Annotated in this window: 16 protein-coding genes; 7 read left to right on the top strand and 9 right to left on the bottom strand. The window is 67.3% G+C overall.

The genetic code is table 11. The features are described from left to right. Window positions 1–89: 89 nt before the first annotated feature. Together WME75_RS32180 and WME75_RS32175 are read right to left on the bottom strand one after the other, a co-directional pair. Complete coding sequence (locus WME75_RS32180; protein ID WP_437479037.1) at window positions 90–716, bottom strand: glutathione S-transferase family protein; 627 nt, start codon at window positions 714–716, stop codon at window positions 90–92. Window positions 717–878: 162 nt separating this feature from the next. Then, window positions 879–1,226, bottom strand: a complete 348-nt coding sequence (locus tag WME75_RS32175) for a winged helix-turn-helix transcriptional regulator (protein ID WP_437479036.1) — start codon at window positions 1,224–1,226, stop codon at window positions 879–881. 111 nt (window positions 1,227–1,337) lie between these two features. Here WME75_RS32175 and WME75_RS32170 point away from each other — a divergent pair, with 111 nt between their 5' ends. The 3 genes from WME75_RS32170 to WME75_RS32160 all read left to right on the top strand — a co-directional run bounded on the left by WME75_RS32170 (window position 1,338) and on the right by WME75_RS32160 (window position 4,598). Then, window positions 1,338–2,210, top strand: coding sequence for an NAD(P)-dependent oxidoreductase (locus WME75_RS32170; protein WP_437479035.1), 873 nt, complete (start codon window positions 1,338–1,340; stop codon window positions 2,208–2,210). Beyond that, window positions 2,207–3,097, top strand: a complete 891-nt coding sequence (locus tag WME75_RS32165) for an NAD(P)-dependent oxidoreductase (RefSeq protein WP_437479034.1) — start codon at window positions 2,207–2,209, stop codon at window positions 3,095–3,097. Before WME75_RS32170 ends, WME75_RS32165 begins: the two co-directional genes overlap by 4 nt. A 214-nt stretch (window positions 3,098–3,311) precedes the next feature. Beyond that, complete coding sequence (locus WME75_RS32160) at window positions 3,312–4,598, top strand: serine hydrolase domain-containing protein (protein ID WP_437479033.1); 1,287 nt, start codon at window positions 3,312–3,314, stop codon at window positions 4,596–4,598. Window positions 4,599–4,810: 212 nt separating this feature from the next. Here the strand turns inward: WME75_RS32160 and WME75_RS32155 are convergent, their stop codons facing one another. Next, window positions 4,811–5,566, bottom strand: a complete 756-nt coding sequence (locus WME75_RS32155; RefSeq protein ID WP_437479032.1) for an SDR family oxidoreductase — start codon at window positions 5,564–5,566, stop codon at window positions 4,811–4,813. 110 nt (window positions 5,567–5,676) lie between these two features. Here WME75_RS32155 and WME75_RS32150 point away from each other — a divergent pair, with 110 nt between their 5' ends. The 4 genes from WME75_RS32150 to WME75_RS32135 all read left to right on the top strand — a co-directional run bounded on the left by WME75_RS32150 (window position 5,677) and on the right by WME75_RS32135 (window position 10,940). After that, complete coding sequence (locus WME75_RS32150; RefSeq protein WP_437479031.1) at window positions 5,677–6,435, top strand: helix-turn-helix domain-containing protein; 759 nt, start codon at window positions 5,677–5,679, stop codon at window positions 6,433–6,435. Window positions 6,436–6,804: 369 nt separating this feature from the next. Then, on the top strand, window positions 6,805–7,476 hold the full coding sequence (locus tag WME75_RS32145) for a tyrosine-type recombinase/integrase (RefSeq protein ID WP_437479030.1): 672 nt from the start codon (window positions 6,805–6,807) through the stop codon (window positions 7,474–7,476). A 403-nt stretch (window positions 7,477–7,879) separates the two neighbouring features. Then, a complete protein-coding gene (locus WME75_RS32140) occupies window positions 7,880–8,059 on the top strand; it encodes a hypothetical protein (RefSeq protein WP_437479029.1) in 180 nt (59 codons plus the stop codon). Window positions 8,060–9,038: 979 nt separating this feature from the next. Next, window positions 9,039–10,940, top strand: coding sequence for a hypothetical protein (locus WME75_RS32135; RefSeq protein ID WP_437494966.1), 1,902 nt, complete (start codon window positions 9,039–9,041; stop codon window positions 10,938–10,940). Between the two features lie 45 nt (window positions 10,941–10,985). Here WME75_RS32135 and WME75_RS32130 read toward each other — a convergent pair whose 3' ends face one another. From WME75_RS32130 to WME75_RS32105, 6 genes are all read right to left on the bottom strand, one after another. Beyond that, entirely contained in the window at window positions 10,986–12,563 is a 1,578-nt protein-coding gene (locus WME75_RS32130) for a DUF6119 family protein (RefSeq protein ID WP_437479028.1), read from the bottom strand. Between the two features lie 237 nt (window positions 12,564–12,800). Then, the gene (locus WME75_RS32125) at window positions 12,801–13,478 is read right to left on the bottom strand and encodes a DUF7002 family protein (protein WP_437479027.1); all 678 of its coding nucleotides are present in this window, start codon (window positions 13,476–13,478) and stop codon (window positions 12,801–12,803) included. Then, on the bottom strand, window positions 13,478–15,079 hold the full coding sequence (locus tag WME75_RS32120; protein WP_437479026.1) for an adenylosuccinate synthetase: 1,602 nt from the start codon (window positions 15,077–15,079) through the stop codon (window positions 13,478–13,480). Before WME75_RS32120 ends, WME75_RS32125 begins: the two co-directional genes overlap by 1 nt. Before the next feature lie 102 nt (window positions 15,080–15,181). Beyond that, window positions 15,182–16,171, bottom strand: coding sequence for a trypsin-like peptidase domain-containing protein (locus WME75_RS32115; protein WP_437479025.1), 990 nt, complete (start codon window positions 16,169–16,171; stop codon window positions 15,182–15,184). Between the two features lie 66 nt (window positions 16,172–16,237). Then, window positions 16,238–19,852, bottom strand: a complete 3,615-nt coding sequence (locus tag WME75_RS32110) for an AAA family ATPase (RefSeq protein ID WP_437479024.1) — start codon at window positions 19,850–19,852, stop codon at window positions 16,238–16,240. 76 nt (window positions 19,853–19,928) lie between these two features. Then, entirely contained in the window at window positions 19,929–23,186 is a 3,258-nt protein-coding gene (locus WME75_RS32105) for an AAA family ATPase (RefSeq protein ID WP_437479023.1), read from the bottom strand. Between the last annotated feature and the right edge of the window lie 17 nt (window positions 23,187–23,203).

Genomic DNA, 23,203 nt, shown 5'->3' with positions numbered 1-23,203 from the left:
CACCGGCGAGGCGTCGTTCACAGAGACCTCAAGCCCGCAAATGCTGCCGGCGATGGCGAAGGGGCCCGCGTGGCGCGGGCGAAGGCGACCTACCTGGCCGCGAGGCTCGCCACGGCCTGTGCGATACGCGGCGGTGCGCTGGGGCGAGCGTACATTCGCTCCATGTAAGAGATGAGCTTGGGGCAATCGCCCAGCAGCTTGACCTCGTTTCCCCAGTCGAGCGTGTAGGCGAGCACGAAGTCGGCGACGGTGACGCCGTCGCCCACAACGAACTGGCGGCCCTGCATGTGCCCCTCGAGCACCGCGGCCATCTCTTTGAACTCGCGGCCGGCGAGGTCGACCTCGGAAGGCAGGCGCAGCGCCTCGGGGTAGAGCGACGTGTGACTGACGATGCGCTGGAGCGGCTGCTCGAGCTCGGTCACGGTGAACAAAAGCCAGCGGTCGACCTCGGCCCGCTGCCGTAGATCGGTGGGCAAAAGGCGCTTTTGCGGGTACTTCTCCGCGAGATAGAGCGCGATCGCCACCGACTCGGTGACCACGAAGTCTCCGTCGACGAGCGCGGGCACCTTGCCGACGGGGTTGATCTTGCGAAATTCGGGGCGGTGATGATCGCCCGCGACGAGGTTGACTTCGATGGCTTCGAAGTCGACCCCCAGCTCCTGCAGCGTCCAGCGGGCACGAATGGATCGCGTCGGCGCAAATTCGTACAGTTTCATCGTCGGTGCTCCTGTCGAGGTGGGTGCCCCAGGCTTCGAGGCACGTTCCCCTTGAGACCGGGGCGGCGGCGAAAACTCATCGGTCGCCCTCGTTTTTTTTAGACGCGGCTTCCGGGAAGTCGGCGGCGATCTCCGAGCCCTCTTGCCCAGATCCCGGCGGGATCATCGCTGGCCGGCCTCGAGGCGCTTCACCCGCTCGGCGCCCCAGTCGCCCAGCGGGCGGAGGGCTTCATTGAGCGTGCGGCCGTGCTCGGTGAGCGAGTACTCGACCTTGGGTGGCACCTCGCGGTACACCTCGCGATGGACAAGTCCGTCCTCCTCCATCTCGCGCAGGTGCTGGATGAGCATCTTCTCGCTGACGCCCGGCAGGCCACTCTTCAGCTCGCCGAAGCGGCGGGTGCCGTAATTGTTCAGCTCCCACAGGATCAGCGATTTCCACTTGCCTGACACCACGTCCATCGCGGCGTCGATACCGCAGATGTACGGACCACGTCTCGCTGTCGTTGCCATCGAGCTCCTCTGTGTCATGACTGCGTCCGCTCGATCCTTACCAAAAGGTGTGTATCCAACAAAAAAGTAGGTACTTGTCAGCTCGGGGGTGCGAGCAAAGGATGGCTTGCCATGAGCAACGACACCACCCCGACTACGGTGCTCGGCCTCGGCGCGATGGGTTCCGCTCTCGCTGCCGCGCTGATCGACGCCGGGCACCCCACCACCGTCTGGAACCGCTCTCCCGCCAGGGCACGGCCCCTCGTCGCTCGCGGCGCTGCCGCAGCGGGCTCCGCCGAGGCTGCCGTCTTCGCCAGCCCCCTCATCGTCGCCTGCCTGTTCGATCACGCCTCGGTCCACGAGGTGCTCGGCCCGACCGCAGGGAGCCTGCGCGGGCGCACCCTCGTGAACCTCACAACCAGCACACCGAACCAGGCTCGTGAGCTGGCGGCGTGGTCGGCGTCCCATGGCATCGACTACCTCGATGGCGGGATCATGGCCGTCCCCGAGATGATCGGCGGCCCGGGTTCGGCGATCCTCTACAGCGGCTCGCAGACCGCGTTCGACGCACACCGGGCGCTGCTCGACCTGTGGGGTGAGAGCACCTACTTTGGGGCCGACGCCGGCATGGCCTCGCTCTACGACTTGGCGATGCTCGCCGGCATGTACGCGATGTTCGCCGGCTTCCTGCACGGCGCGGCGATGGTCGGCTCCGAGGGGGTGTCGGCGAGCGAGTTCGCCGCCCGCGCCACCCCGTTCCTTGCCGCCATGACGGGCGCGTTCGCCGGGTTCGCCGCCACCATCGACGCCAAGGACTACGCGGGCGAGGGTCAGCAAAGTCTGGAGTTCTCCGACCTCACCAAGCTCGTCTCGGCGAGCACCGAGCAGGGCGTGAGCGCCGAGGTGCTGCAACCGGTGCACCAGATGATCCGCCGCCAGATCGCCGCCGGGCACGGCAAGGAAGGCTTCGCCCGCATCTTCGAAGAACTGAGGAGCACCCGATGAACGCATCTCACGATCTCGCCCCGGTGACCGTCATCGGCCTCGGCCCGATGGGTCGAGCGATGGTGACCACGCTGATGAACGCCGGGCACCCCGTGACGGTATGGAACCGCACGCCGAGCCGCGCCGATGAGCTCGTCACTGCGGGAGCCACGCTGGCGCCCACGCCGGCCGACGCCGTTGTGGCCAGCGAGCTGATCCTCCTCAGCCTCACCGACTACCCGGCGATGTACGACATCCTCGGTGGTTTCACCGGCGCGCTGGCCGGCAAAGTGCTCGTCAACCTCAGCTCCGATACACCGGGGGCCTCGCGTGAGGCCACGGCGTGGGCCGCCGAGCACGGCGCCAGCTTCCTGACCGGCGGCGTGATGGTGCCCGCCCCGATGGTCGGCACCGAGGCCGCGTATGTGTACTACAGCGGTCCAGAGGCGCTGCTCCGGGAGCACGACTCGGTGCTCCGACTCCTCGGCGCACCGCGCTACGTCGGCGAGGATCCCGGTCTGGCCCAGCTGTGGTACCAAGCGCAGCTGACCGTCTTCCTCACCGCGCTGTCGGGACTCCTCCAGGCGGCGGCGCTGGTGAGCGCGGCGGGCGTGCCGGTGGGCGACTTCTTGCCCGACGCGTTCGACACGTTCACCGGCATCCCGGTGATGATGGAAGGCGGGCACGAGCTGGCCAAGAGCCTGGAGACCGGCGTGCACCCCGGCGACCTGAGCACCGTGCGGATGATGGGCGCCACCGCCGATCACATCGTGCGCACCAGCGAGACGCTCGGCATCGACCTCGAGGTGCCCAAGGCGGTCAAATCGCACTACGACAGGGCGATCGCCGCCGGGCGCGGCACCGACAACTGGACCGCCCTCTACGAGGTAATCAAGTCCCTGCGCTGACCCCATGAAACGAAGCGGTCAGCGGTCGCCGCCCGGCAAGCCCGTGCGGGTCCTCCGACGTTGCTGATGTTGTGGTAGCGCGGCGTACCTTGGCCACCCAGCGGCGATCGTCTCGGCACCGATGATTTTTTCGGGCGCGGGCAGTCAGTGCTTTCGCAAGGGACAGGCGTCCCCGCTCGGAGAGGCATCGATGATGATGAGAAGGAGAGAGTTCATGGGAGTTCTGGGCAGCATCGTGGCGCCGGCCTGTGGGGGGGACGTGGAGCGAGAGGAGGCGCGGCCAGGGCAGAGCGGAGGGGCCGGCGCGGGGCCGGCTGCCGCGCTGGCGCCCGTGCGCGAGGTGATGGGGGCAGAGGTCGCGGCGGGGCAGATGCCGGGAGCGGTCTGGCTGATTGCGCGCGGCGGCGACGTGCACGCGGACGCGGTGGGCGTGACCGAGATCGGCGGCAGCACACCCATGCGGCGGGACACGATTTTCCGGATCGCCTCGATGACGAAGGCGGTCACCGCGACGGCGGTGATGATGCTCGTCGAGGAAGGCAAGCTCGACCTCGACTCCCCCGTCGACCGCTGGTTGCCGGAGCTCGCGAACCGGAGGGTGCTGGCACGCATCGATGGTCCGATCGACGAGACGGTGCCCGCTGAGCGGCCGATCACGGTGCGCGACCTGATGACGTTCACCATGGGCTTTGGACTCCTGTTCGATGCTTCGTCGCCGATCCAGCGTGCCATCGACGAGCTCCAGCTCGTCAACGGGGAGCCGGTACCGATGACGCCGCACGGGCCAGACGAGTGGATCCGGCGGCTCGGGACGCTGCCGTCGATGCATCAGCCGGGCGCGCAGTGGATGTACAACACGGGGAGCCTGGTGCAGGGGGTGCTCGTGCGGCGCGTGGCCGACAAGGATTTCGATGTGTTCGTGCGCGAGCGCATCCTCGCGCCGCTCGGGATGCGGGACACCGACTTCCACGTGCCGGCGGACAAGCTCGATCGGTTCGCCGGCTGCGGTCACTTCACCGACCCGGAGACGATGGCGAAGACGCGCATGGATCGCGACGGGGCCGAGAGCGCCTACGCCAGCCCGCCCGTGTTCCCTTCGGGCGCTGCCGGGCTCGTGTCGACGGTGGACGACTACCTCCTGTTTGCGCGCATGCTCACGAACAGCGGCGTGCACGAGGGCCGGCGGATCTTGAGCGCCGCCTCGGTGCGCGAGATGACGACCGATCATCTCACACCGGCCCAGAAAGCGGCGTCTTCATTTTTCCCGGGCTTCTTCGAGACGCATGGCTGGGGTCATGGGATGGCCGTGCTCACCGCGCCGGACGCCGTCTCGGAGGTGCCTGGGCGCTATGGATGGGACGGCGGGTTCGGGACGTCCTGGATCAATGATCCGAGCCGCGAGCTAATCGGGATAGTGATGACACAATCCTCCGATTTTCTGTTCTCGGGAGCTCTCGAACGCTTCTGGCGCAGCGTCTACGTCGCCACCCCATCGAGGTGAGGCGCGGCCCTCCAGGTTCAGAGACTCGCGAGCGCGCGCGACCGATCGGCCCACGAGCGCTTCGTGACGTCCGCGTCGGGCGCGATCGACTCGAATCCGTGCGGCGCTCCTGGGTGCACATGCAGCTCCGACGATATGCCCGCGCCCGCGAGCTTGCGCCGGATCGATCTATCGTGTCATCGAGACCTCGTTGCCGGCGCGCGCTCGTCTCCTCACCAGGGGATCGGGCCTGTGTCGTCCGAGAAGGTGCCAGTCGGTCCGTCGGGACCGAGCAGCGCGAGCCGCACCGGCTCGCGCGCGCCTTCGGCGACGGTGCGCGCTCCGCTGTGGTTGTTGAGATCGGTCGCGACGTAGCCGGGGCACACCGCGTTGACCTTGATCGCGGTGCCGGCGAGCTCCTGCGCGAACGCGATCGTCACCGCGTTGAGCGCGCTCTTCGACGGGCTGTACGCGACGCCGCCGACGCCGCGGACCGGAGTGGCGGGATCGCTGATCCAGGTCATCGAGCCGAGGCGGCTCGACACGTTGACGATTCGCCCGGCCGGCGCCTCGCGGAGGAGCGACAGCATCGCCTGGGTCACGGCGATCACTCCGAACACGTTGGTATCGAACACTTCGCGGACGTCGGCGAGCGAGGCCACGCTCGGCCTCCCGCTCTGGGCGATCTCGTCGACCGTGACCCCGCTCTGCGCTCCGCCTTTGGCGATGCCAGCGTTGTTGACGAGGACGTCGAGCCGGCCGAGCTCGCGACGGATCCGCGCTGCGGCGGCGGCGATCGAGTCGGCGTTCGTGACGTCGAGCGCGATCGCGCGAGCATCGCCGGTGATCTGCTTCGCCGCGGCCTCGCCGCGCGCGAGGTCGCGCGAGCCGACGAGCACGGTGTGGCCGCGCGCCGCGAGCTCCTTCGCGATCGCGTGGCCGATACCTTTGTTGGCCCCGGTGACCAGGGCGACGGGTCTGTCTTGCATATCCCCTGGCTAGAGATCTCCGCGGGCGCTGCCTTGGTGATTCTTGGCCGGTCGAGAGGGCGGCCAAGAATGCCCAAGCCGAGGGGGCGCGTCGGTCATAAGATGGGGGCGTGGCGACCCGTGCCGACCTCGTTGCTGTCCCCGTGCCCGGCGTGCGCGTTACGCGCTGGTCGACCGACGAGCTCTACGCCGGCATGAAGGAGATGTACGCGATCGCTCGCGTCGAGGTTGGGCGCCTGGAGTGGTGGAGCCGCGGAAAGGTGTGGAGGTGCGGCCCGGGCTCGTTGCAGATCCTGCAACCCGGCGACGTGCACCGCGACATCTCGCGCGACGGCCCGGGCACGGGCCAGTGCGTCGCGTTCTCGGCGCAGCTTGTCGAGAGCGTGATCGGCAAGGTCTGCGTCCTTCCACTGCTCGCCGCCGGTGACGAGCGGGGCGCGGCGTTCCACCGCCTGCATCACGCGGTGCGCGCCGGCGCCGATCGTCTCGAGCTCGAGGTCGCGGTTGCCGAGGCGATCGGCGCGCTCGCGGCGGTGGGTGACGCGCAGTGCGAGTACACGCGACCGGTGCGCCGCGCGATCGAGCTCCTGCGAGGGCAGCTCGCCGAGCCGGTGACGCTCGACGACCTCGCTGCGCACGCGGGCCTCGAAAAGTTCCACCTGTGCCGCGCGTTTCGCGCGCAGGTCGGCATGTCTCCGTACGCGTACCTGACGCGGCTGCGGATCATGCGCGCGAAGGAGATGCTCGTCGCCGGCGTGAGGCCGCGCGACATCGCCCCGCAGGTCGGCCTCTACGACCAGAGCCAGCTCAACCGGCACTTCCGGCGCATCGTCGGCACGACGCCAGGCCAGTACGCGCGCGGCGTCTAGAGCGGGGCTGCGATCGCCTCACGCTCCTCGTCGGTGATCTCTTGCTCTCGACCACGGGCGCGAACTCGGCGGCGGAGCGGGGATAGCGGGCGAAAGGTACCTTGCGAGCATACCAGACGTTGCGGGTAGACGTTGTAAACGAGAGGTACACTAAAGGGCTGCTCGTCATCACCCAGCTCCCGTGCATGAGAGCCGTCCTCGGCTGCCCGTCTTTCGGGTGCAACAGCGGAATCCTCAACAGGACAACCGGTCTTCCTCCTTGAGAACTCCGGGCGGCTAAGCCGCAGCTCCATGCACATCAGCTGTCGGCCGGTCAGCGAGCACCTCGCAGCGAACCCGCCCCAACTGCCGGCATGGCACCCAAGGCGCGTGTCCGCGACGCCGCAGGCTCCGGGGTCGACGACGGTCCGGTCGCGCCGTCACATCGCGCAGCTCCAGCACCGGCTCATGGCGATGGCCGTCTTCCCCTGCCGGCTCCTCGCGACGAACCCGCTCCCCCGCGGCTTTCTCCCGAAGCTCGGCGCCGCGAAGGCGAAGGCATGCCTCTACCCCGACGAGGGCGCGCGCCTGCTGGCCAGCACCGCGATCCCGCTGTGGTGGCGCGTCCTCTGGGGCCTCTTGAACCGCGAGGGCCCACGCATCAGCGAGGCGGCGCGCCTGCAGGTGCAGGACGTCGATCTCGATCGCGACGCCCTGCGCCTCGAGAAGAACAAGACGAACGACCCCCGCGCGTGGGCGCTGTTCCCCGGCGTACCGCAGGCGCTGCGCGCCTGGCTCGCGCTCCGCGGCAACCCGGCGCCCTCCGCGCCGCTCTTCATCGACGAGGACGGCGCTCTCTTCAGCCTCGAGCACGCCGCCGAGCGGCTCCGCGCCACCTCCAGCTCGCCGGCATGGGCCGCCCGGAGCTCGTCGAGGCCATGGACGAGCGGCAGCAAGTGCGCGCGCACGACACGCGCGCGACCGGCATCCCCGTCGCCCTCGCGAACCGCCGGAGCGAGACCCGGCACGCCGACCGGCCCCGGCATCGGGGCTCCGTCGTGACCCGAGGTACCGCCGAGCCGCCAGGACGTTTGCAGAGCTGGGCCTTGGCGAGCTAGCTTCCCTCGCCGAGGCGATCCCCCAGCTCGCCGGGAGCGTCACAGGAGGCGGCACAGAAGAGGGAGAGGGCGGGGCGCCAGAGACAAAAATAGAAGCAAAATCAAACATTTGTCCCCGTGGCGAAATGGCAGACGCGGTGGATTTAAAAGGCGCTCTGGGGCGGGGGAACGGGGGCGAAGCGGGATAATTGCCGGGGAAATCGGAGGGGGGTGGCGACGGATCGACGCGGTTGGAGCGGGGGTGTGACGATTCAGAGGGGGCGCGTGGCGATTCGATCGGGGGGAGTGATGCGGGGGGAGAGCGGGGCGGAGAAGGGGCGGGGGCGAGGGGGGCGTCGGTGAGGGCGATGCTGCTTGTGCAGCTCGGGGAGGGGCTGGCGGCAGCTGTTGCGGCAGGCGATGTTGAGACGGCGCGCGTCGCGCACGAGGCGATCGGGCGGCTGCTCGGAGGGCCGACGTCACCGCAGGGCGAGGCCGCGGCCGAAGTGCTCGACCTGGCCCGGGAGCGTGAGCGGAGGGGACGATGAGATCCGGCGCGGCCTTGAATGCGGGGGCATCGCGATCAGATGCCGTGCCGCCAAGCGGTTACGAGGAGGAGTTCCGGATGAAGCGCCACGACTCCATAATTGGTGTCGTCGTTCGCATGTGAGCGCTCGAACATCGGAATCAACATACGTCGCGCTGCCACGGGCAACCTCTTGAGATGCCGAGCAGGCGTGTACAGCCCTCAGCATCCTCATGCCAGGGGCCACGAGGAACTCGGACGAGCGCGGCGGCTTCCAGGCGTTCAGGACGCGGATCTTGTCGTACGGGAGACCGAGTGCATCGCGGACCGAGGTGATGGGGAGGCTCTCGCCAGGGGGGCGAGCGGCGGAGAGGCCGTCGAAACGGAGTCGAGCAGGGTGGGGACAGGTCGACCAGTGCAGGAAGGGGCCTACCACGGCGAAGGGGCCGCTCGGGGCAGCTGGTGCGCGATGGTGGGAGTCTATCGCCTACCAGTGGCGCGGCTGCCGGAGCGAGGCGCGCGTGGCCGAGCTTGGGAAGGTTAGCGGCGGTGGGCGGCGGGTGGGGTCGGTCCCGCTGGCGTCCACCCGGTCGAACTCAGGGGCGCCTCCGCGCCGAGGAGCCTAGCCCGCGACCTCGACCGCCCGGCAGGGTCGCCGAACCAGGAACACGCGGCGGAGAGGATCGAAAAGAGGGTCGGGGCGACGACGCCCATGTGGCGGGCCGCGGTGATGTCGACGGCGAGGGCGTCGGCGCTCCCCGTTCGTCTTATTCCCTTCGCGGACTGAGCGGCAACGAACTCTCCGCCCGCGCGCTCCTGCCCGGCGGTCATCCACGGCTTGGTTCTATCACCTCGTGAAGCTCTGAGCGTGGGTTACAAACTCGTCCTGAGTGCGGTATAGTTCGGCTACTCACGGGATACGAGGAGGCTAGGGCCAGGTGCCGCGTGGAGTTCTTTCCTGTTCTGGAGGTGCGCGGGGCGGCGACGAAGCCGGCGACGTGATGCTGCCCTACGGGATGGCGCCAGATGGCCGACTCTTGCACATCTCGGAGGTGAGCTCAGGGCTCGGCTGCGGCTGCGTTTGCCCAGCTTGCAGGGGCCCGCTGGTCGCCAATAAAGGTACGAAGAAGACGCATCACTTTGCTCATCATTCGATCCGTGACTGCGTCGAGGCCTACGAGACGATGCTGCACCTGCTTGCGAAGCAGGTGATCGCCGAGAGAAAACTGGTGATGCTGCCCGCGGTTCAGGCCGAGTACAAAGGCCTCCGTTCGGCCGTGCATCCCGGGAAGGAGTTCAGGCCCGACGAAGTCGTCGTCGAGGTGTGGCTGAAGGGCATGCGCCCTGACGTGGTCGCCCGGATCACCCGAAAAGGGCAGACCAAGGAGCTCCTCATCGAGGTCGCGGTCACGCACTTTTGCGAGTCCGAGAAGATCGGCTTGATCCGTGCGCGCAGGATGGCGGGCATCGAGATAGACCTCTCCAGAATGCCCCGGAACGTCTCTCGTAAGGAGATGGAGGACGCCATCATCGCCTCCGCTCCTCGCAGGTGGTTGTTCAACAACGTCCAGGAGCAGAGGGTCGAGCAGCTGCGCGCCGAGTTCGAACGCAGCGTCGCGGAGGAACGCGAGCGCGAGCAGAGGATACGTCGCCTCCTCGATGCGCAGGCGAGGGAGCTCGTTGCGTACTTCCGCGAGACCGCGGCTGCGCTGCCACGACGGAGGGCACCGGCTGAACAGAAGCACATCGACCGCGTCCACAGCGCCGGGCTGGCGGGGCTCGTCGGAGTCGAGCTCGCGGGGGGCGCTTGCTTCGCCGTCGTGAGCGAGGCGTGGCAGTCGTTCCTCTTGGACCGGTTCATCCTTGGCGATAAATCCCTGTTCGATACCGTTCTCACCAGTGCGGAAGCGTTGAGCCTTTTGCGACGCCGCGGCCTCGTGCATCCCCGGTTTGTCAGGCCGATCAGCGATAACCTAGCCAAGGCTACCCGCGCTCTGGAACCCGGGTTTCAGTCTCCCGAAGAGGTCGTTAAAGCCTATCTCGGCTCTCTCACCGAGCGGCACATCCTGCGGCAGCAGCGTTACGGGTGGTCTCGCGACACGTCGGCTGCGCAGGAGGCCCAGAAGCGCCTGCGCAAGATCGACGATGGACTTCTCCGCGTGGCCGAGCTCAAAAGGCAGCTGAACGTGCTGCGCTCGCTTCCAAGCGGGTGCTGGGTAGACGTGAGATGGTGGCTGCAGACCGCACATCACGGCCTCGAAAAATCACCTGCCGCGCTGGCGATGGCCGGCGGATGGGCTTACGACTCACTGATCGAGCACCTCGATCGGCTGAAGCGGATGAACGAGGCAGGCGCTCCCGTAGAGAAGAACCTCCTGGGTCTACCGCTCGAAGAGCAGCAGGAGCTGCGCCGCGAAGAGCATCGCCTCGCGCAAAAGGCGGCTCGCCTCGCGGCAGAGGAGAGGGCGAGGAAAGCTGCCGAAGAGAGGCGTGAGGTGGAGGCGCTGAGGAGGAGCGCGCTCATCAAACACGTGATCGACGCACTCGGAGATATGGACGGTGCAGCTTGGCTGGAGCGACCACTGCGTTCGCTGGGCAATGCTGCGATCAGCGCCCTGGGAGGACTAAGTGAGGAGCAGGACCGCTCGGCCCGTCTCGAGCTCCTGACGGAGCAGGAGCGCCGGTCCGCTGTGGCGCACCAGAAGGCGGATATCCAGACCCTCCAAGACGAGCTGCGCAACGAGGCGATCATATACCGAGATCCGCGCTGGGCCGATCACTGGATGAACGCGATTAACCGAGGACTCGACAGCAGGCGCCCGAAGGACGTCTGTGTCGATGCCGCCGGACTGGCGAAATGTCGAGCAGCGCTCAAGCAGGAAGGTCGGAGGAGACGAGCATAGCGGCGATCAGGGCCGCGATGCTCGTTCCGCCGCTCTAGACTAGGGTCACGGTACGTCAATTCTCAGTAACGAAACCTTGTAGCTCATTCGCCGCAAGATTCTTGCTGCGTTTGCGAGGTTGAGCTGGCTCAGGAATGGGAGAGATGCGGGCCAGGTGGCCGTGCGCTTGGTGATGACGGCGTATACGACCTCGAACGACGCGGCGTTGAACGTGGGAGCTGCGAGCAGGGCGGCATGGGCGGGGTGGCCTGTCAGCAGCGAGACGATCTCCTTGCGGTACCTATCGTCCCAGAAAAGCGCCTCGGCTGAGGCGACGCCTTGCGAGAACAGGTGGCTGAGCGTCGAGGACCGGTTCTTCCTCTTCACGTGCACGAGCTGTCCACTGAGCGTGAGAAGGTCGCAGCATTCGATCGGAGCGTTGGCGCCAGTCACTCTCTTGTTCCCCCGATCGAGGAGCGCGATGTCCTTCATCGTGGCGGAGACGCGCTTGTTGTAGTCATTCTCCACCTCGTTCGGATTCGCTGCGGGCAGCTTCAGCCCGGAACCGGGAATTTGCTTTATGTCGCTCTCTATCTGACGCGCGTAGCTTTGCTCGATGACGTACCACTCTCCGGCTGATAGCGCGTAAAGATCATCCCTGTGTGCCGTCTCGTACACCAGCGCGTCATACACGGACCATTTCTCTCGAGTGACGTCGGCGTCGGCGTACTTTATTCCTATGCGATCTTTCCTCAGTTTGTTGATGGAGAGCGCGCCGATGTCTATCGTGTCGAGGTAGTGCGCGAGCTCCAAGTCCGGGTGATCGTCCGCGTGGCCCTCGGTAGAGTAATTGAAGGCCGCGAACCGATCCCATTCGATGGGCTTCGGGGCGGCGAGGTAAGCGCTCTTCGAGGTGCCAGCGCGTAGATCCTGGACTAGTAGCTGGTCGAGCTCGTCTCCTAAGTTGGAGTCGCGAATCTTCCGAACGTGATCGATGAATGCGAACTCTTTGAGATAGTCCTTCTTGCCATACTCATGGAGCAGCCGGTCGCACTTGGCGCCGAGGCCGGTGAACTCGATCTCCGCGTTGAGAGCGAGGGCGTCGCCTCCTGTGACCTGCCTGCCGATGTTTGCGTCTCTCGGCCGACCGGTGACGGATCGCATGAGATCCCGGGTGATGTCCACTCCGAACGTCGACAAACGAGAGCCCGTGCTTGCTTGACGTCTCGTGTGCAACGTCAGGTCTTCCATGGTGTGCATGTCGACGCTGCGAAGCGCGTCGGGGTCGACTGCGTTGAGGGCCACCTTTAGACCGAAATCTCGCTCGATGAGCTCCTGGCGCAGCAGGTTGCTCCCATATCCGAAGCTTATCGCGAAGAACCGGCTGCTGGTCTCCACGATCAGCACCGCCGACGAGAATGCGTTGACCAGGGAGAGGGGTGACACGACCCCTTCGTTGAGCAGGTCGACCCAGGCGGGCGGCTTGTGTGAAGGAACGGCGGGGAGGAATAGGGAGCCTTTGAAGCCGATGTTCTTCTTAAGGGGGTGTTTGGTCAGCGACGTCGGATCTCGAAATGCGTCTTTGGCGGCGGCCATGCTGGGCTTGAGAAGTCTGATGTTCATTGGGCGGACCTTCGTTTTCATGGCGCTGATCCTTGCCGTCCGGCGTTGGGAGCTGCGTGCTTCGTCCGCTGCATTGGTGGTGAGGGGCAGCGTGTGCTACGGTAGCTTCTTTTCATATTTTTGCATCGCGTGGGTTTTGATGAATGTGTTTAGCGGTCCGGGGGCGGTGACGATCGCATCCCGGGACAAAAAGACGTGCATCGCATCCCACTCGTGCAGCTCCAGTACGACGCACTTTCCCAGAGGCTTGCCCGCGAGCTACTTCTTAACCGCAGCCATCGACAACACCGACGGGGGGCGTCCGCCGCCAGTCTCCTCGACGTGCAAGACGACGTCGCGAATGTCCGGGACCGAGTATTCCACGGTGAGCTCGACGGCAGGCTCAAGGCGGCGCATCCTTCTTGATTCGAAGGGGTACTCCGAGAGCGGAAGAAAGGTGTCGCGTCCGCGAGGGTGGGGATAGGGTCTCGTGTTTCCGCTGTTCATCGGCGAGAGCCGCACGCGATGCCCGTGACGCTCGAGGAGCCGCGCTGTATCGATCGTGAGCACTGTCTGTCGTTTGTCACGATATTCTACAGCTTCGAGCAGGCGCTTGAGCCTCTTCTCGGTCAGCCAGAAGAAGACCATTCCATTCAGAAGCCGGTACCACTCGGCCGGTGAGAGGCTGCCCCCAAGGGCGCGCCGGAGCGCTTTGTCGCTCATGGGCTTCTGGTCTCGTATGACCGCCGCCCCGTGCATCGGGTGCGTGATCGTGAGCGATCCGGGCCGGTGCGTGGACTCGATGGCGTCTCGGTCCGGTCCACGAACCTCGAAGAGGTCCAGGAGCGCGCTTGTGCTCAGCAGCCCGTTGCGCATGATCCCAGGCCAGCTTCCGGCCTCGGCCATGTGATAGAGGCGAGGGTAGTGCATCGCGAGTGTTTCGCGGGTCACTCCCATCACCACCTCCTCCGGTCGACGATGCCGCGCAAGTGGAACCTAGTTGTGATGAGCGATACGGGCGCTGATGTCACGCGCTCAACCTCGTCGATGAAGCGGATGGTTTCCGGTGTGAGTTGCTCGAAGCGATGGGCGTTCTTGTTTGCGATATGGATGTAGTCGACGAAGGTCAGCGCGATGTCGGTCGGTCCGTTGAGGCTTGCCGCGCTCCGCAGAAGGGCCCAGTCGAACTCGCCCACGCGCCGGTTGCGCTTCGTCGTCGAGGTCTTCTCAGCCTTTCGCAATTCCTCGACGTCGATGCCGGAGCGCCTCGCGATCTCGTCCCAGTCAAGCTCGCCTACCAGCGTTCCGGATGTCCCGCCGCTCGGGTTCTGTACCCGGATGGGATAGGTTCGGCAGACCATGATCGTCTTGCGTACCCGGCTCGGAGCGATGCCAGCCTCGGCGAGGCAGCCGCTCACCGTCGTATCACGTGAGGTGACGAATGGGTACTGGCCGTGGTGCAGGCTCAGGCCCGTGCCCTGGGTCCCTTCAAGCAGTATCCGGCTGGCCGAAGAGAACGCGTCATCCAGGACCTCCCGCGTCGGCCGGATGTAAGGCGCAAGTTCCGGCACGTCGAGAGCGCGACGGACCGGCGGGGCCGCCGCCGTCCGCAGGACCTTGCGCGATGTTGCCGCCCCCACGCCTCGTCCGGTCGAGCCGATCGAGCCCGTGAGCTTCTCTGCCTCGAACGTGATGTCTGCCGCCTCGATGACCATGGCCTGCGGATCGATGAAGAGCCGGCCCTGTGGCACCCGGCAGTCCGCGATCTCTTTGCGCAGCGTATTCACATCGAGCGTGGCGCCGGGACCGAGCACGAGTTTCGCCTCGGAGCGCCGGGTGCCCGAGGGGAGTAGGTGGAAGGTATACGGCTCCGGCTCCTCGTACACGGTGTGCCCTGCGTTCGGCCCGCCAACCCGGACGAGGAGATCGTACTCGGGCGCGAGATACGACGCGATGTGCCCCTTGCCCTCGCTGCCGTACTGACCGCCCACGATCACGTCGACGACCTGCTCAACGCCTCGGCCGTAGAGCCCGAGGTGGCTCGCGACGCGGACGAAGACGTCCTCAGGAGAACTCCGCGCGGTGTCAATCACGACATCGGCGATGTCTTTGAGCTTCTCGATCCCGCTCTCTGTCGCGTTGGCGCGCACCTCGTTGTAGGACGTGAACTCTTTCACCGCACGGTTTCGGTCTCGGTACCGCTGCGCGAGAATGCCGTCGGAGGCCGTGAGGTGCACGTGCGTAGTACGGAGGCCAAACGCCCTCCGAATGGCGTCGACCTGAGCCTCGATGCGCACCGCGTCCACGACCACCGTCACGTTCTCCCCAAGCTGCGAAACCGACCTGGTCAGCGCCTCGGCGACCCACAGCCCGCCAGTCTCGCGATCCAGCCGCTCTCCGGCCTCCTGGAGCGCGCCCCGCTCCGCCGCCGTCCCCGCCATCGCGTGGATGAGATCGCGGGTCTTGAGCCGCTTGAACCGGTACCGGTTCACCAGGGCATCGCTGAGCGTCGTCTTGCCGGACGCTACAGGCCCCGAGAGAAGGATAACTCGATTCATTATCGTGTACCTCCTGAAGGAAGATCGATTGCGAGCTTCATTGAATTTTACCTCGCGGATGAAGCTTTCTGGTCTGGCTCGGCAGCTGATGAGCTCCGTACCTCAACGGCACCTGCGGAGCACATCCACCACCCGATCGACATGGATCCCTTCATTGCGGAAGAAGCGGTCCTCGGTTCCTGGCTCGAGGAGCCATCCGCCGCTGTGATGCAGCGCGACGAGCTCCCAGTGCTTGTTGAAGACGGGCGAGCCGGATGAGCCGGGCAGCGTGTCGGTCAGGTACTGCACGCGGCCCTCGCCCACGTAAACAACCAGGTTGTGGAAGAACGAGAGCTGCTTCTGATCGCCGCCGGGGTGCTGGATGATGTTGACCCGTTCGCCGACTTCGACCCGGGCCGGCTGGAGCGCGATCGTCCCCCAGTGTGCGGAGGGCTCGCCCGCGACCTTGACGATCGTGCAGTCGTCGTCGCTGGAGGTCACGAAGAAGGCGTCGGGGTCGAAGCACAACTCCACCGGTTCTGCGTCGCGGTCCTCGACCGTCTTCTGGTAGTTGAACTGGACGGTGGCGTCGGCAGCGGCGTCTCGGTCCCCGAGGATGTGGTGATTGGTGACCAGGAGGTCACCGGGGATGAGAAAGCCCGTTCCGAGCGAGCCGTCGGAGACCTTGACGCGCGCGACCGCCTGCTCTCGGCGTGTGCCGATCTGGAGGAAGTTCACCGGGACGAGCGCGCTCTGGGCGCCGAGGATCTTCTCCAGCGCCCGACCGCCGCTGCCCCGCCACGGAAGCGAGGTGATGCTCGGCCCTTCGGCGTAGCGCACCGCGGCGCCCTCGCGCAAGCGCCTGAGGATCTCGTCCTCGGGGTACTCCTCGATGGCGCGGTCGAGCACCGCGAAGACCCACCGCGCGCCCCGCTTCTGCGCCTCGTCGAGGACGCTGTGCCAGGTGAGGTCCGCTCGGTTGTGGAAGGCGATGCGGGTCGCGTCAAGCTTGATATCAGCGAGGAACCGGCGCACCTCGGCGTCGGACGGGTATTTCCACGAAAGAGCCTCTCGCAAGGTGCGTATCGCTTCGGGGGAAAGAGCCTGGTTCATCATCTCCTCGTTCTCCGGTGGAGCACGCCGGCGTCGTCGCCGCGTTCAAGCCGCAACGTGCGTCTCTCAGCGAGCGAGCTCTAGGAGATCGTCGTCGTCGGGGTATTCTCTCAGCGCGCAACGCACGATATCTGCGAGGCGATGCTGTTTTTTTGCCTCCTCGAGGATGGCGTCCCAGATGTCGATGATGCTCCCGGAAATCTTAACCAGAAGCAGGCTGATTCCCGCCTCCCTGGCGATGCGCCGCGCGGTGTGCTCGGTGTCGTAGAGCGCAGCGAGCGTGTCTCGGAGGCGGAATCTGTCGCTGTCGGACAACGTGGGTCGCCGCCTCTCGCTCCTTCTCGCGCGGGGGTCGACAACGGCCAGGCCGTCGACGATCATCCAGAGGTTGCCCTCCTCGTCCCCGGCGCAGAGCAGCCCGGAGCACGCTGCGACGCACCGGAACCACGAGGTCCCGACCAGAGTTCCCAGAGGCCGCCCCGTTTCCAGGCTGAAGGCCCGCACCGTCTCGTCCTCGGCTGCCGTGAACACGCGCGCGCCGTCGGGCGAGACGGTGCAGCCGAACACTCGCCGGGTGTGACAGGGGATCTGGCGCACATAGCCAAAGCTCGGCAGCTCGCGCACCTCGATCTGGCCGTCGGCGCGGGCGAGCACCGCGCGCCCGCCGTCCGGCGTTATCGCTCCGGCGAGGAGCCCGCCCGTGAGGCGGATCGACGAGGGGGCACGTGAGGGGTCGGTGAGGTGCCAGAGCTTCACCGCGCCGTCTCGAGAGAACGACAACAGCCGCTTTCCGTCGGGGGTCAGCGCGATGCCGTTGATCTGCCCATCGTGCGCGCCGAGCTGCGAGGGCTGGTCGAGCGCCGCATCGGAGCGGATCCAGAGCGCGCCGTCGTGGGAGGCGGTGATCATCCGTCCGTCGGGCAGGAACGCGCAGCCACTCACCAGCTTCTGGTGCGCTTTGGCGGTCTCCACGCGCACTTCGGCGCGCTCGAGATCCACGTGGAATAGCAGCACGCCGCCGTCCCGCGCGCCGGCGAGCACGCGACGCCCATCGGGGGAGATCGCGCAGGCAGTCACCAGGTCGGCGTGCCCCGTCAGCGTGGCGCGGCACACGCCGGTCGCGGTGTCCCAGAGCTTGAGCAGCCGGTCCTCGGATGCCGAGACCGCGAGCCGGCCGTCGAGGGTCACCGCGGCCGCGGTGACCGGCGCGGCGTGCCCGTCTTGGGCCATGAGGCTCTCCGGACCTCCGAGCTCCCACAGCCTGGCCGAGCGGTCGTGCGACGCGGAGAGCATCCGGCGGCCGTCCGACGTCGCGGCGCACGCGGACACCGCGTTCGCGTGCGCCGCGAGGCGCAGGATGCGGCGCTCGGCGGCGAGATCCCAGACGGCGATCGCGCCGTCTGCCATCCCGCAGAGCAGGTGGCCACCCCACGGGAGGATCGCGAGCGCGTCCACGCGGCCCTGTCCCGAGCCGACGCGCTGGAGGCATTGGCCGAGGGCGAGATCCCAGCGCGAGAGCGTGCCGTCTCCGCTCGCGGCGAGCACCTGCTCGCCGCCCGGCATCAGGGCAAGCGCGGTGAACCAACCCTGCTCCGAGGCTGCCGGCGAAGGCGAGCGCGCCTCGCCCGTCGGGGAGAGCTCAAACAGGCACTCTCGGGACGCGAGGTCCCAGACGCGCACCGAGGCGTCCCGCGAGCCGGAGATGAGCTGACCCGCGGGGGTCGTGATGCACACAGTCACGTAATCGCCGTGACCCTCCAGCGTGCCGATGATCTGGAGCGAGCCTCTATCCCAGAGCGTGAGGGCGCCGTTGTCCGAGCCGATCACGAGCGTCTGGCCGTCGTGGCTGATCGCGCAGGTCGTGGCCCAACGACCGCGGTTGTCGAGCACGCCGATGCAGCTGCCTGTCGCGAGGTCCCAGAGCCGCGCCGTCATGTCGACGGACGTCGACAGTGCGAGCTTGCCGTCCGGCGTGAGCGCGCAGCCGGTGAGCTCGTCGCTATGTCCTTGCATCGTCGCGAGCACCTCGCCGGACACGAGCGCCCAGTAGCGCAGCGAGCGATCGGCCGAGGCCGACACGGCGCAGCGGCCGTCCGGGCTCACGACGCATGCGACGATCGCCTTGGTCGGCTCGCAGAACGTGCGCAGGGGCGTCGGTCCGAGACGCACCCCGTGCAGAAGGCGCAGCGGGGGCAGGTTCCCCTCGAAGTGGAGCATGCGCGCGATCTCCTCGGAGGGCCATCCGGCGCAGCGCAGGCGGTTGTAGAGCAGCGAGGGGAGCAGCCCCTGATCGCGGTAGGCGGACAGCCGGGTCGCCTCCGCGCGCACCGCGGCGAGCACGGCTGTGAGATCGAAGGTCGCGCTGCCTTCCGAGGCGCCGATGACCGCCTCCAGATCCCGCTCGATGGAGGTGACGTCGAGCTCGCGGCACTTCGCGTCCAGATAGCCGACGTCGACGCACAGGCGCTGCGCGCCGTCCACGTCGCCCGCTTCGATTCGGTGCATCACCGCATGCCGGAGGGCGTAGCGCCGTCCGGCCGGGTCTCCCTCGTCGGGCGGCCACGCCGCGAGCCCTCCGAGCAGGTGCAGGTGATGATTACGGATCACCCGCTCTCCGAGCTCGTTGACGAAGACCTCGCGCACGTGCTCGTGACGCAGCCGATAGCCGAACTGGCTGTGGTCGTGCCAGTGCGCCGGCTCCTTGCGCAGCAGGTGAAACGTGGCGCGCAGGAACTCGTCGCCTGCGGCGATCGTCGGATCGCTGCCGAGCAGCTCGCCGAAGACGTGCGGCGGGAGCGCCTCGCGTGCGGCGCAGGCGAGGCCGAGGCCCTTGAGGATCAGCCTGCGTCGCGCTTCGTCCAAGTCGCGGAGCTCGTCGAATATCTGGCGGAGAAAGGGGGTGAGCCCCTGCATGATGCGCGCCGCTGTGCGTTGCGCCAGCGGCTGGCCGGCGAGCCAGTCGCAGATCCCGCTCGCGTACAGCATGTTTCCTCGCGCGCTGCGCACGATAACGTCGATGAGCGAGGCGTCGAACGGCGCGGCGAGCGAGCGCGAGCGCTGCTCGCAGATGGCTCGGCACACGGCATCGTTGGAGGGCGCCCACTCCTCGTCGTCGAGGTCGAGCGTGCGCGCGTGCTCGAGGACGCCGGGCCAGTCGTGCCGGCGGTACATCGGCCGCGAGGCGCCGAGGAGCACGACGCCCTTTGGCGGCACGCGCGGCAAGAAGCGCGGCAAGAGGCTCTTGCCGCTTCGGTCCTTCGCCGCCTCGTCGAGCCCGTCGATGACGACGACGAGCCTGTCGCCGCGAGGCACGAGGTGGCGCTTCGAGACGCGCCGCAAGAGCTCCCCGAGCCGGGTCTCCGCGGGCTGCTCGGCATCCGCCAGCTCCGGGTGGATCCGCTCGATCTGCGCGCAGAGGTTGTGCGCCACCGCGTCGGGTCGATCCCAGTCGTCGTGATCACGCCGGATGAAATGGTGCGGCGTGTGCGGGGGCAACAGGTCCAGAAGGCGATTGATGATGGCGCTCTTGCCGGCGCCGGCGCTCCCCAGGAAGAGCACCCACCCGCCACGCGGCGCGCTCTCCTCGATCAGCCAGAGAAGCCTCTCGACCACGTTGTCGCGCCCGAGCAGCTCGCCATGCCTGGATCGCTCTTCTTCGAAATCGCTGATTGCGCTGCTCACTGTGTCACTCCTCGCGCCGATCGACACCGATGAATCCAACGATAAAAACGTGCGCCTCGCCGTCGCCCGCACCGGCTCAGCGGGCGGCGTCGCGCGGGCGGCGCCTCGCGAGCTTCAGGATCTCGCTCTCTGGCACCTGCTCGGCGCGGAGCAGCGGGACATCCCTCTTGAAGGCCGTCACCCGTCCGTCCTGGAGCAGATGAAACTCGCCTGCTTCCTGGCCGGGGATGCGGGCGCTGACGTCGACCCGGGCGTCGCTCAGGAGCGGCTTCATCTTGTCGAGCGCCGTCTGCTGGGTCACCCGACCAACGAACCAGCTCCGGAGATTGTCACGACACCTGTAGTCGAGGTCGCCCGGGCTCTGGGTCGCCAGCAGGACACCAAGGCCGCCGGAGCGCGCGCGGCGCAGGAGGTTCTCCATGGGCGCCTTGGTCGCTGGTTGCGACTGCGCCGGCAGGTACATGTCGGCCTCGTCAAGCAGCACCACCGCGCGCAGGTGGGGCGACGGCGCGCGGCCCACCCAGCGGCTCAGCGCGAGCAGGAGCTGCGCGACCCAGAAGAGGACACGCGCGCTGTCGCCCAGGAACTTCGTGCTGACGATGCTGAGCCGCGTCTTCCCAGGCTGCGCGTGAGGCCCGAGACCGAAGAGCAGCTCGACGTCGAGCGCCTCGCCGTCCATAGAGAGCAGGTCCGAGGTGTTCAGCTTGAGCACCTCGAGGTCGTGCACAAGGTCCTTGAACAGCCGTGTGTCGAGCCGCCCGAGGGTAGCGACGAGGGCCGGGTCCTCGTTCGCGATGAGCTCGATCAACGACGCGACGTCGAGCTTGCGCGAGGCGCCGTGCGCGGCGAAGAGCTGGAAGGCCTGGACGAGGACGGTACGAAGACCCTTGTCCTTGCGCGTCTGCTTGTAGCCGAGCATGTCGCCGAGGGCGTGCGCCGCATAGCCGGCGGCCTGATCGCGCTCGAGATCCGGGAGCGCCTCGATGCCGCTCGGCATCAGCGAGAGCCCGAGCTGGCGGCCGCCGGGGTGGCCCGGCGTGAAGAGGGCGACGTCGAGCCGCTCCGCGAACGCCTGCCGCCGCACGTCGAGCGCCGCCTCCGGGGGCGCGCGGGTGAAGAGCGTCTGGCGCGCATAGCCGCAGAGATCCCCCTTGCGGTCGATGAGGATGGCGGGAACGCCGTGGAGCAGGAGCTGCTCGATCAGATTCAGCGCCAGCGTGGTCTTCCCGCTCCCGGTGCTGCCAAGGAACGCGGCGTGCGCCGTGAGCTGCCCGGCGTCGAGCGTCAGCTTGTGGGAGACGAGCTCCCCCGTCGTGCCGAGCGCGAGGGAGAGGGCCTCCCGCGGCGCCGCTCCGTCAGCGCTGCCTGGCGTCGCGTCGCCGGTACCGGCGGCCGGGGACGGCGCGCCCGGGCTCGCAGGCGACGAATCGAAGGTCGACGGCGCGGCTCCCCGCGACCGAGGCGCCGGGGTGGACGGTGGGAGCTCCTGCTCGAAGCGGTCGAGGCGGTCGAGATCCAGCACGTGGATGAGCGGTAAGAGACGCGAGATGTGGTTCTCTTCCCTGAGCCAATCGCGGAAATGCTCGCGTCGCGCGTGGGTCTCGTGGAATCTGTGGAACGCGGCCAGCGTGCGCTGATCGCTCTCCTCGAAGACCGCCTTGCGGCCGCCGTTCTTGAGGATCTCGGCGAGCACCGAGTGCACCTGCGTGTTCGGATTGCGCGGGAACTCGCCGCAGCGGAGCAGCGCGAGGGTCCGGCGCCCGGCCCGCTTGCGCGCATTCTCGAACTGGATTCGAAGCCCGCCGCCCTGGGGTGCCTGGTTGCAGACCACGACGAGGATCTCCTCGACGACGCGAGTCGCTCCGCCCGGGAGCGGGACCCGGATGTCGATCTCGATCGCTTTGTCGCGTGGCCGAGCATCGAAACGAATGCCACTCTCGATCTCCTCGGCGCAATGGTTCACCGCCCACCCAAAGAGGGCGGCGATCTCGGCGTCGTCCCCGGACGGGTCGTCCTCGAACTGCGCCAGGAAGTCGTTCCACTCCTGCTCGATCTTCTCCTTGGCCGCGCGGATGTCTTGATCCGCGGGTGCCCGGGGCCGTGCGCTGGGAGGAGCGCTCGTGCCCCACTGCGCCACGATCCGGCGGGCGTCGATGCACGCATCCCGAAAGATCTGGCACTCGTTGAGCGCCGCGCGGACGCTCATCCCCGAGAGCTGCTCCACGAACTCTCGGGGGATGGGGTAGAGGGGATCGGCCGCGCCGTCCGCCGGCGCATGCCCCGCCGTCTCGTACAGGTAGGCGAGGCGTTTCTGGATGATCTGCTCAACCTCCTCCTTGCTTCTCTCCGCGACCAGAAGAGCAGGCGCCGGGTCGCGCTCGACCCGATCGAGCGTCGACCGGGTGAGGCGGACGCGCATCGTGTCGTAGTAGTCCTTGAGGCAGGCGATCACGATGATTGACGAGGGCACCTGATCCGCGACCGCGCAGAGCGAGGACATCACCCGCCGGAACAGGGACTCGGCATCGTTGACACGGTACGCGTCCTCGAACTGGTCGACGCAGAGGACCAGAGCGCGGGAGTCGCACGCCCACATCAATCGGCCGAGCTCCTCGACGACGCGCTGGGCGTCCTCGTCCTCGCGCTTCGGCGATAGACCCCCGAGGAGCTTCTGTTCCCGCTCCGAGAGCAGCTCGCAGCGCAGGTACTTCACGACCCGCTTCTTCAGCGCCGGATCTTGCCGCTGCAGATAGAGCAGGGCGCGGATGAGATCCAGGTCGAGGTCGGCGTAGCGGGGGTGCCTGATGAGCCTGTCGGCGGTGCGCTCGACGAGATCGACGACCTCGTCCTCGTCCAGGTCCTCGCGCTCATTTAAGGAGCGGATCGACTCCGGATCACCGCACCTCGCCGCGACCGCGTTGGAGAGCCGGAGCAGCCCCGAGCCGGTCCCCAGCGCCTCGTAGTAGGTCTGGTCGAGCGAGTCGACGAGGTTGCTCACCAGGTAACGGCTATAGCTCGTGACCGACGTGGTCATCTGCATATACCCGACGAAGCCGAGCCCGTTGAGGTGAACGTGGTTTCGGAAAGCGCGCACGAGGTGCGTCTTTCCGCTGCCGGACTCGCCGAGTAGCAGGAGGATTCGGCCCGCATCGAGGCCCGGCGGGGTCGTCACCTGGGTGAGCAGCCGCTGGAAGGCCGTGCGGGCCTCATCATGTACGGAATCGACGTCGAACGGATCCTCGCGCCAGATCTGCCCGCGGTGCTCCACGGAGTGGAACACTTCTTTCTTCGCTGTCGACAGGAACACGTCGAGCAGGGCGTCCTGCTTCGTCATGGTGCACCCCTTCTCCC

This window comes from Sorangium sp. So ce1014 (assembly GCF_051521505.1).
Classification (GTDB): Bacteria; Myxococcota_A; Polyangia; order Polyangiales; family Polyangiaceae; genus Sorangium.
This window is presented reverse-complemented; position numbering and strand designations above follow the sequence as displayed.

Bases quoted from the DNA above. Each gene is read 5' to 3' on its own strand.
- WME75_RS32180 (WP_437479037.1), bottom strand. From the start codon at position 716: ATGAAACTGTACGAATTTGCGCCGACGCGATCCATTCGTGCCCGCTGG.
- WME75_RS32175 (WP_437479036.1), bottom strand. From the start codon at position 1,226: ATGGCAACGACAGCGAGACGTGGTCCGTACATCTGCGGTATCGACGCC.
- WME75_RS32170 (WP_437479035.1), top strand. From the start codon at position 1,338: ATGAGCAACGACACCACCCCGACTACGGTGCTCGGCCTCGGCGCGATG.
- WME75_RS32165 (WP_437479034.1), top strand. From the start codon at position 2,207: ATGAACGCATCTCACGATCTCGCCCCGGTGACCGTCATCGGCCTCGGC.
- WME75_RS32160 (WP_437479033.1), top strand. From the start codon at position 3,312: ATGGGAGTTCTGGGCAGCATCGTGGCGCCGGCCTGTGGGGGGGACGTG.
- WME75_RS32155 (WP_437479032.1), bottom strand. From the start codon at position 5,566: ATGCAAGACAGACCCGTCGCCCTGGTCACCGGGGCCAACAAAGGTATC.
- WME75_RS32140 (WP_437479029.1), top strand. From the start codon at position 7,880: ATGCTGCTTGTGCAGCTCGGGGAGGGGCTGGCGGCAGCTGTTGCGGCA.
- WME75_RS32135 (WP_437494966.1), top strand. From the start codon at position 9,039: ATGCTGCCCTACGGGATGGCGCCAGATGGCCGACTCTTGCACATCTCG.
- WME75_RS32130 (WP_437479028.1), bottom strand. From the start codon at position 12,563: ATGAAAACGAAGGTCCGCCCAATGAACATCAGACTTCTCAAGCCCAGC.
- WME75_RS32125 (WP_437479027.1), bottom strand. From the start codon at position 13,478: ATGGGAGTGACCCGCGAAACACTCGCGATGCACTACCCTCGCCTCTAT.
- WME75_RS32120 (WP_437479026.1), bottom strand. From the start codon at position 15,079: ATGAATCGAGTTATCCTTCTCTCGGGGCCTGTAGCGTCCGGCAAGACG.
- WME75_RS32115 (WP_437479025.1), bottom strand. From the start codon at position 16,171: ATGAACCAGGCTCTTTCCCCCGAAGCGATACGCACCTTGCGAGAGGCT.
- WME75_RS32105 (WP_437479023.1), bottom strand. From the start codon at position 23,186: ATGACGAAGCAGGACGCCCTGCTCGACGTGTTCCTGTCGACAGCGAAG.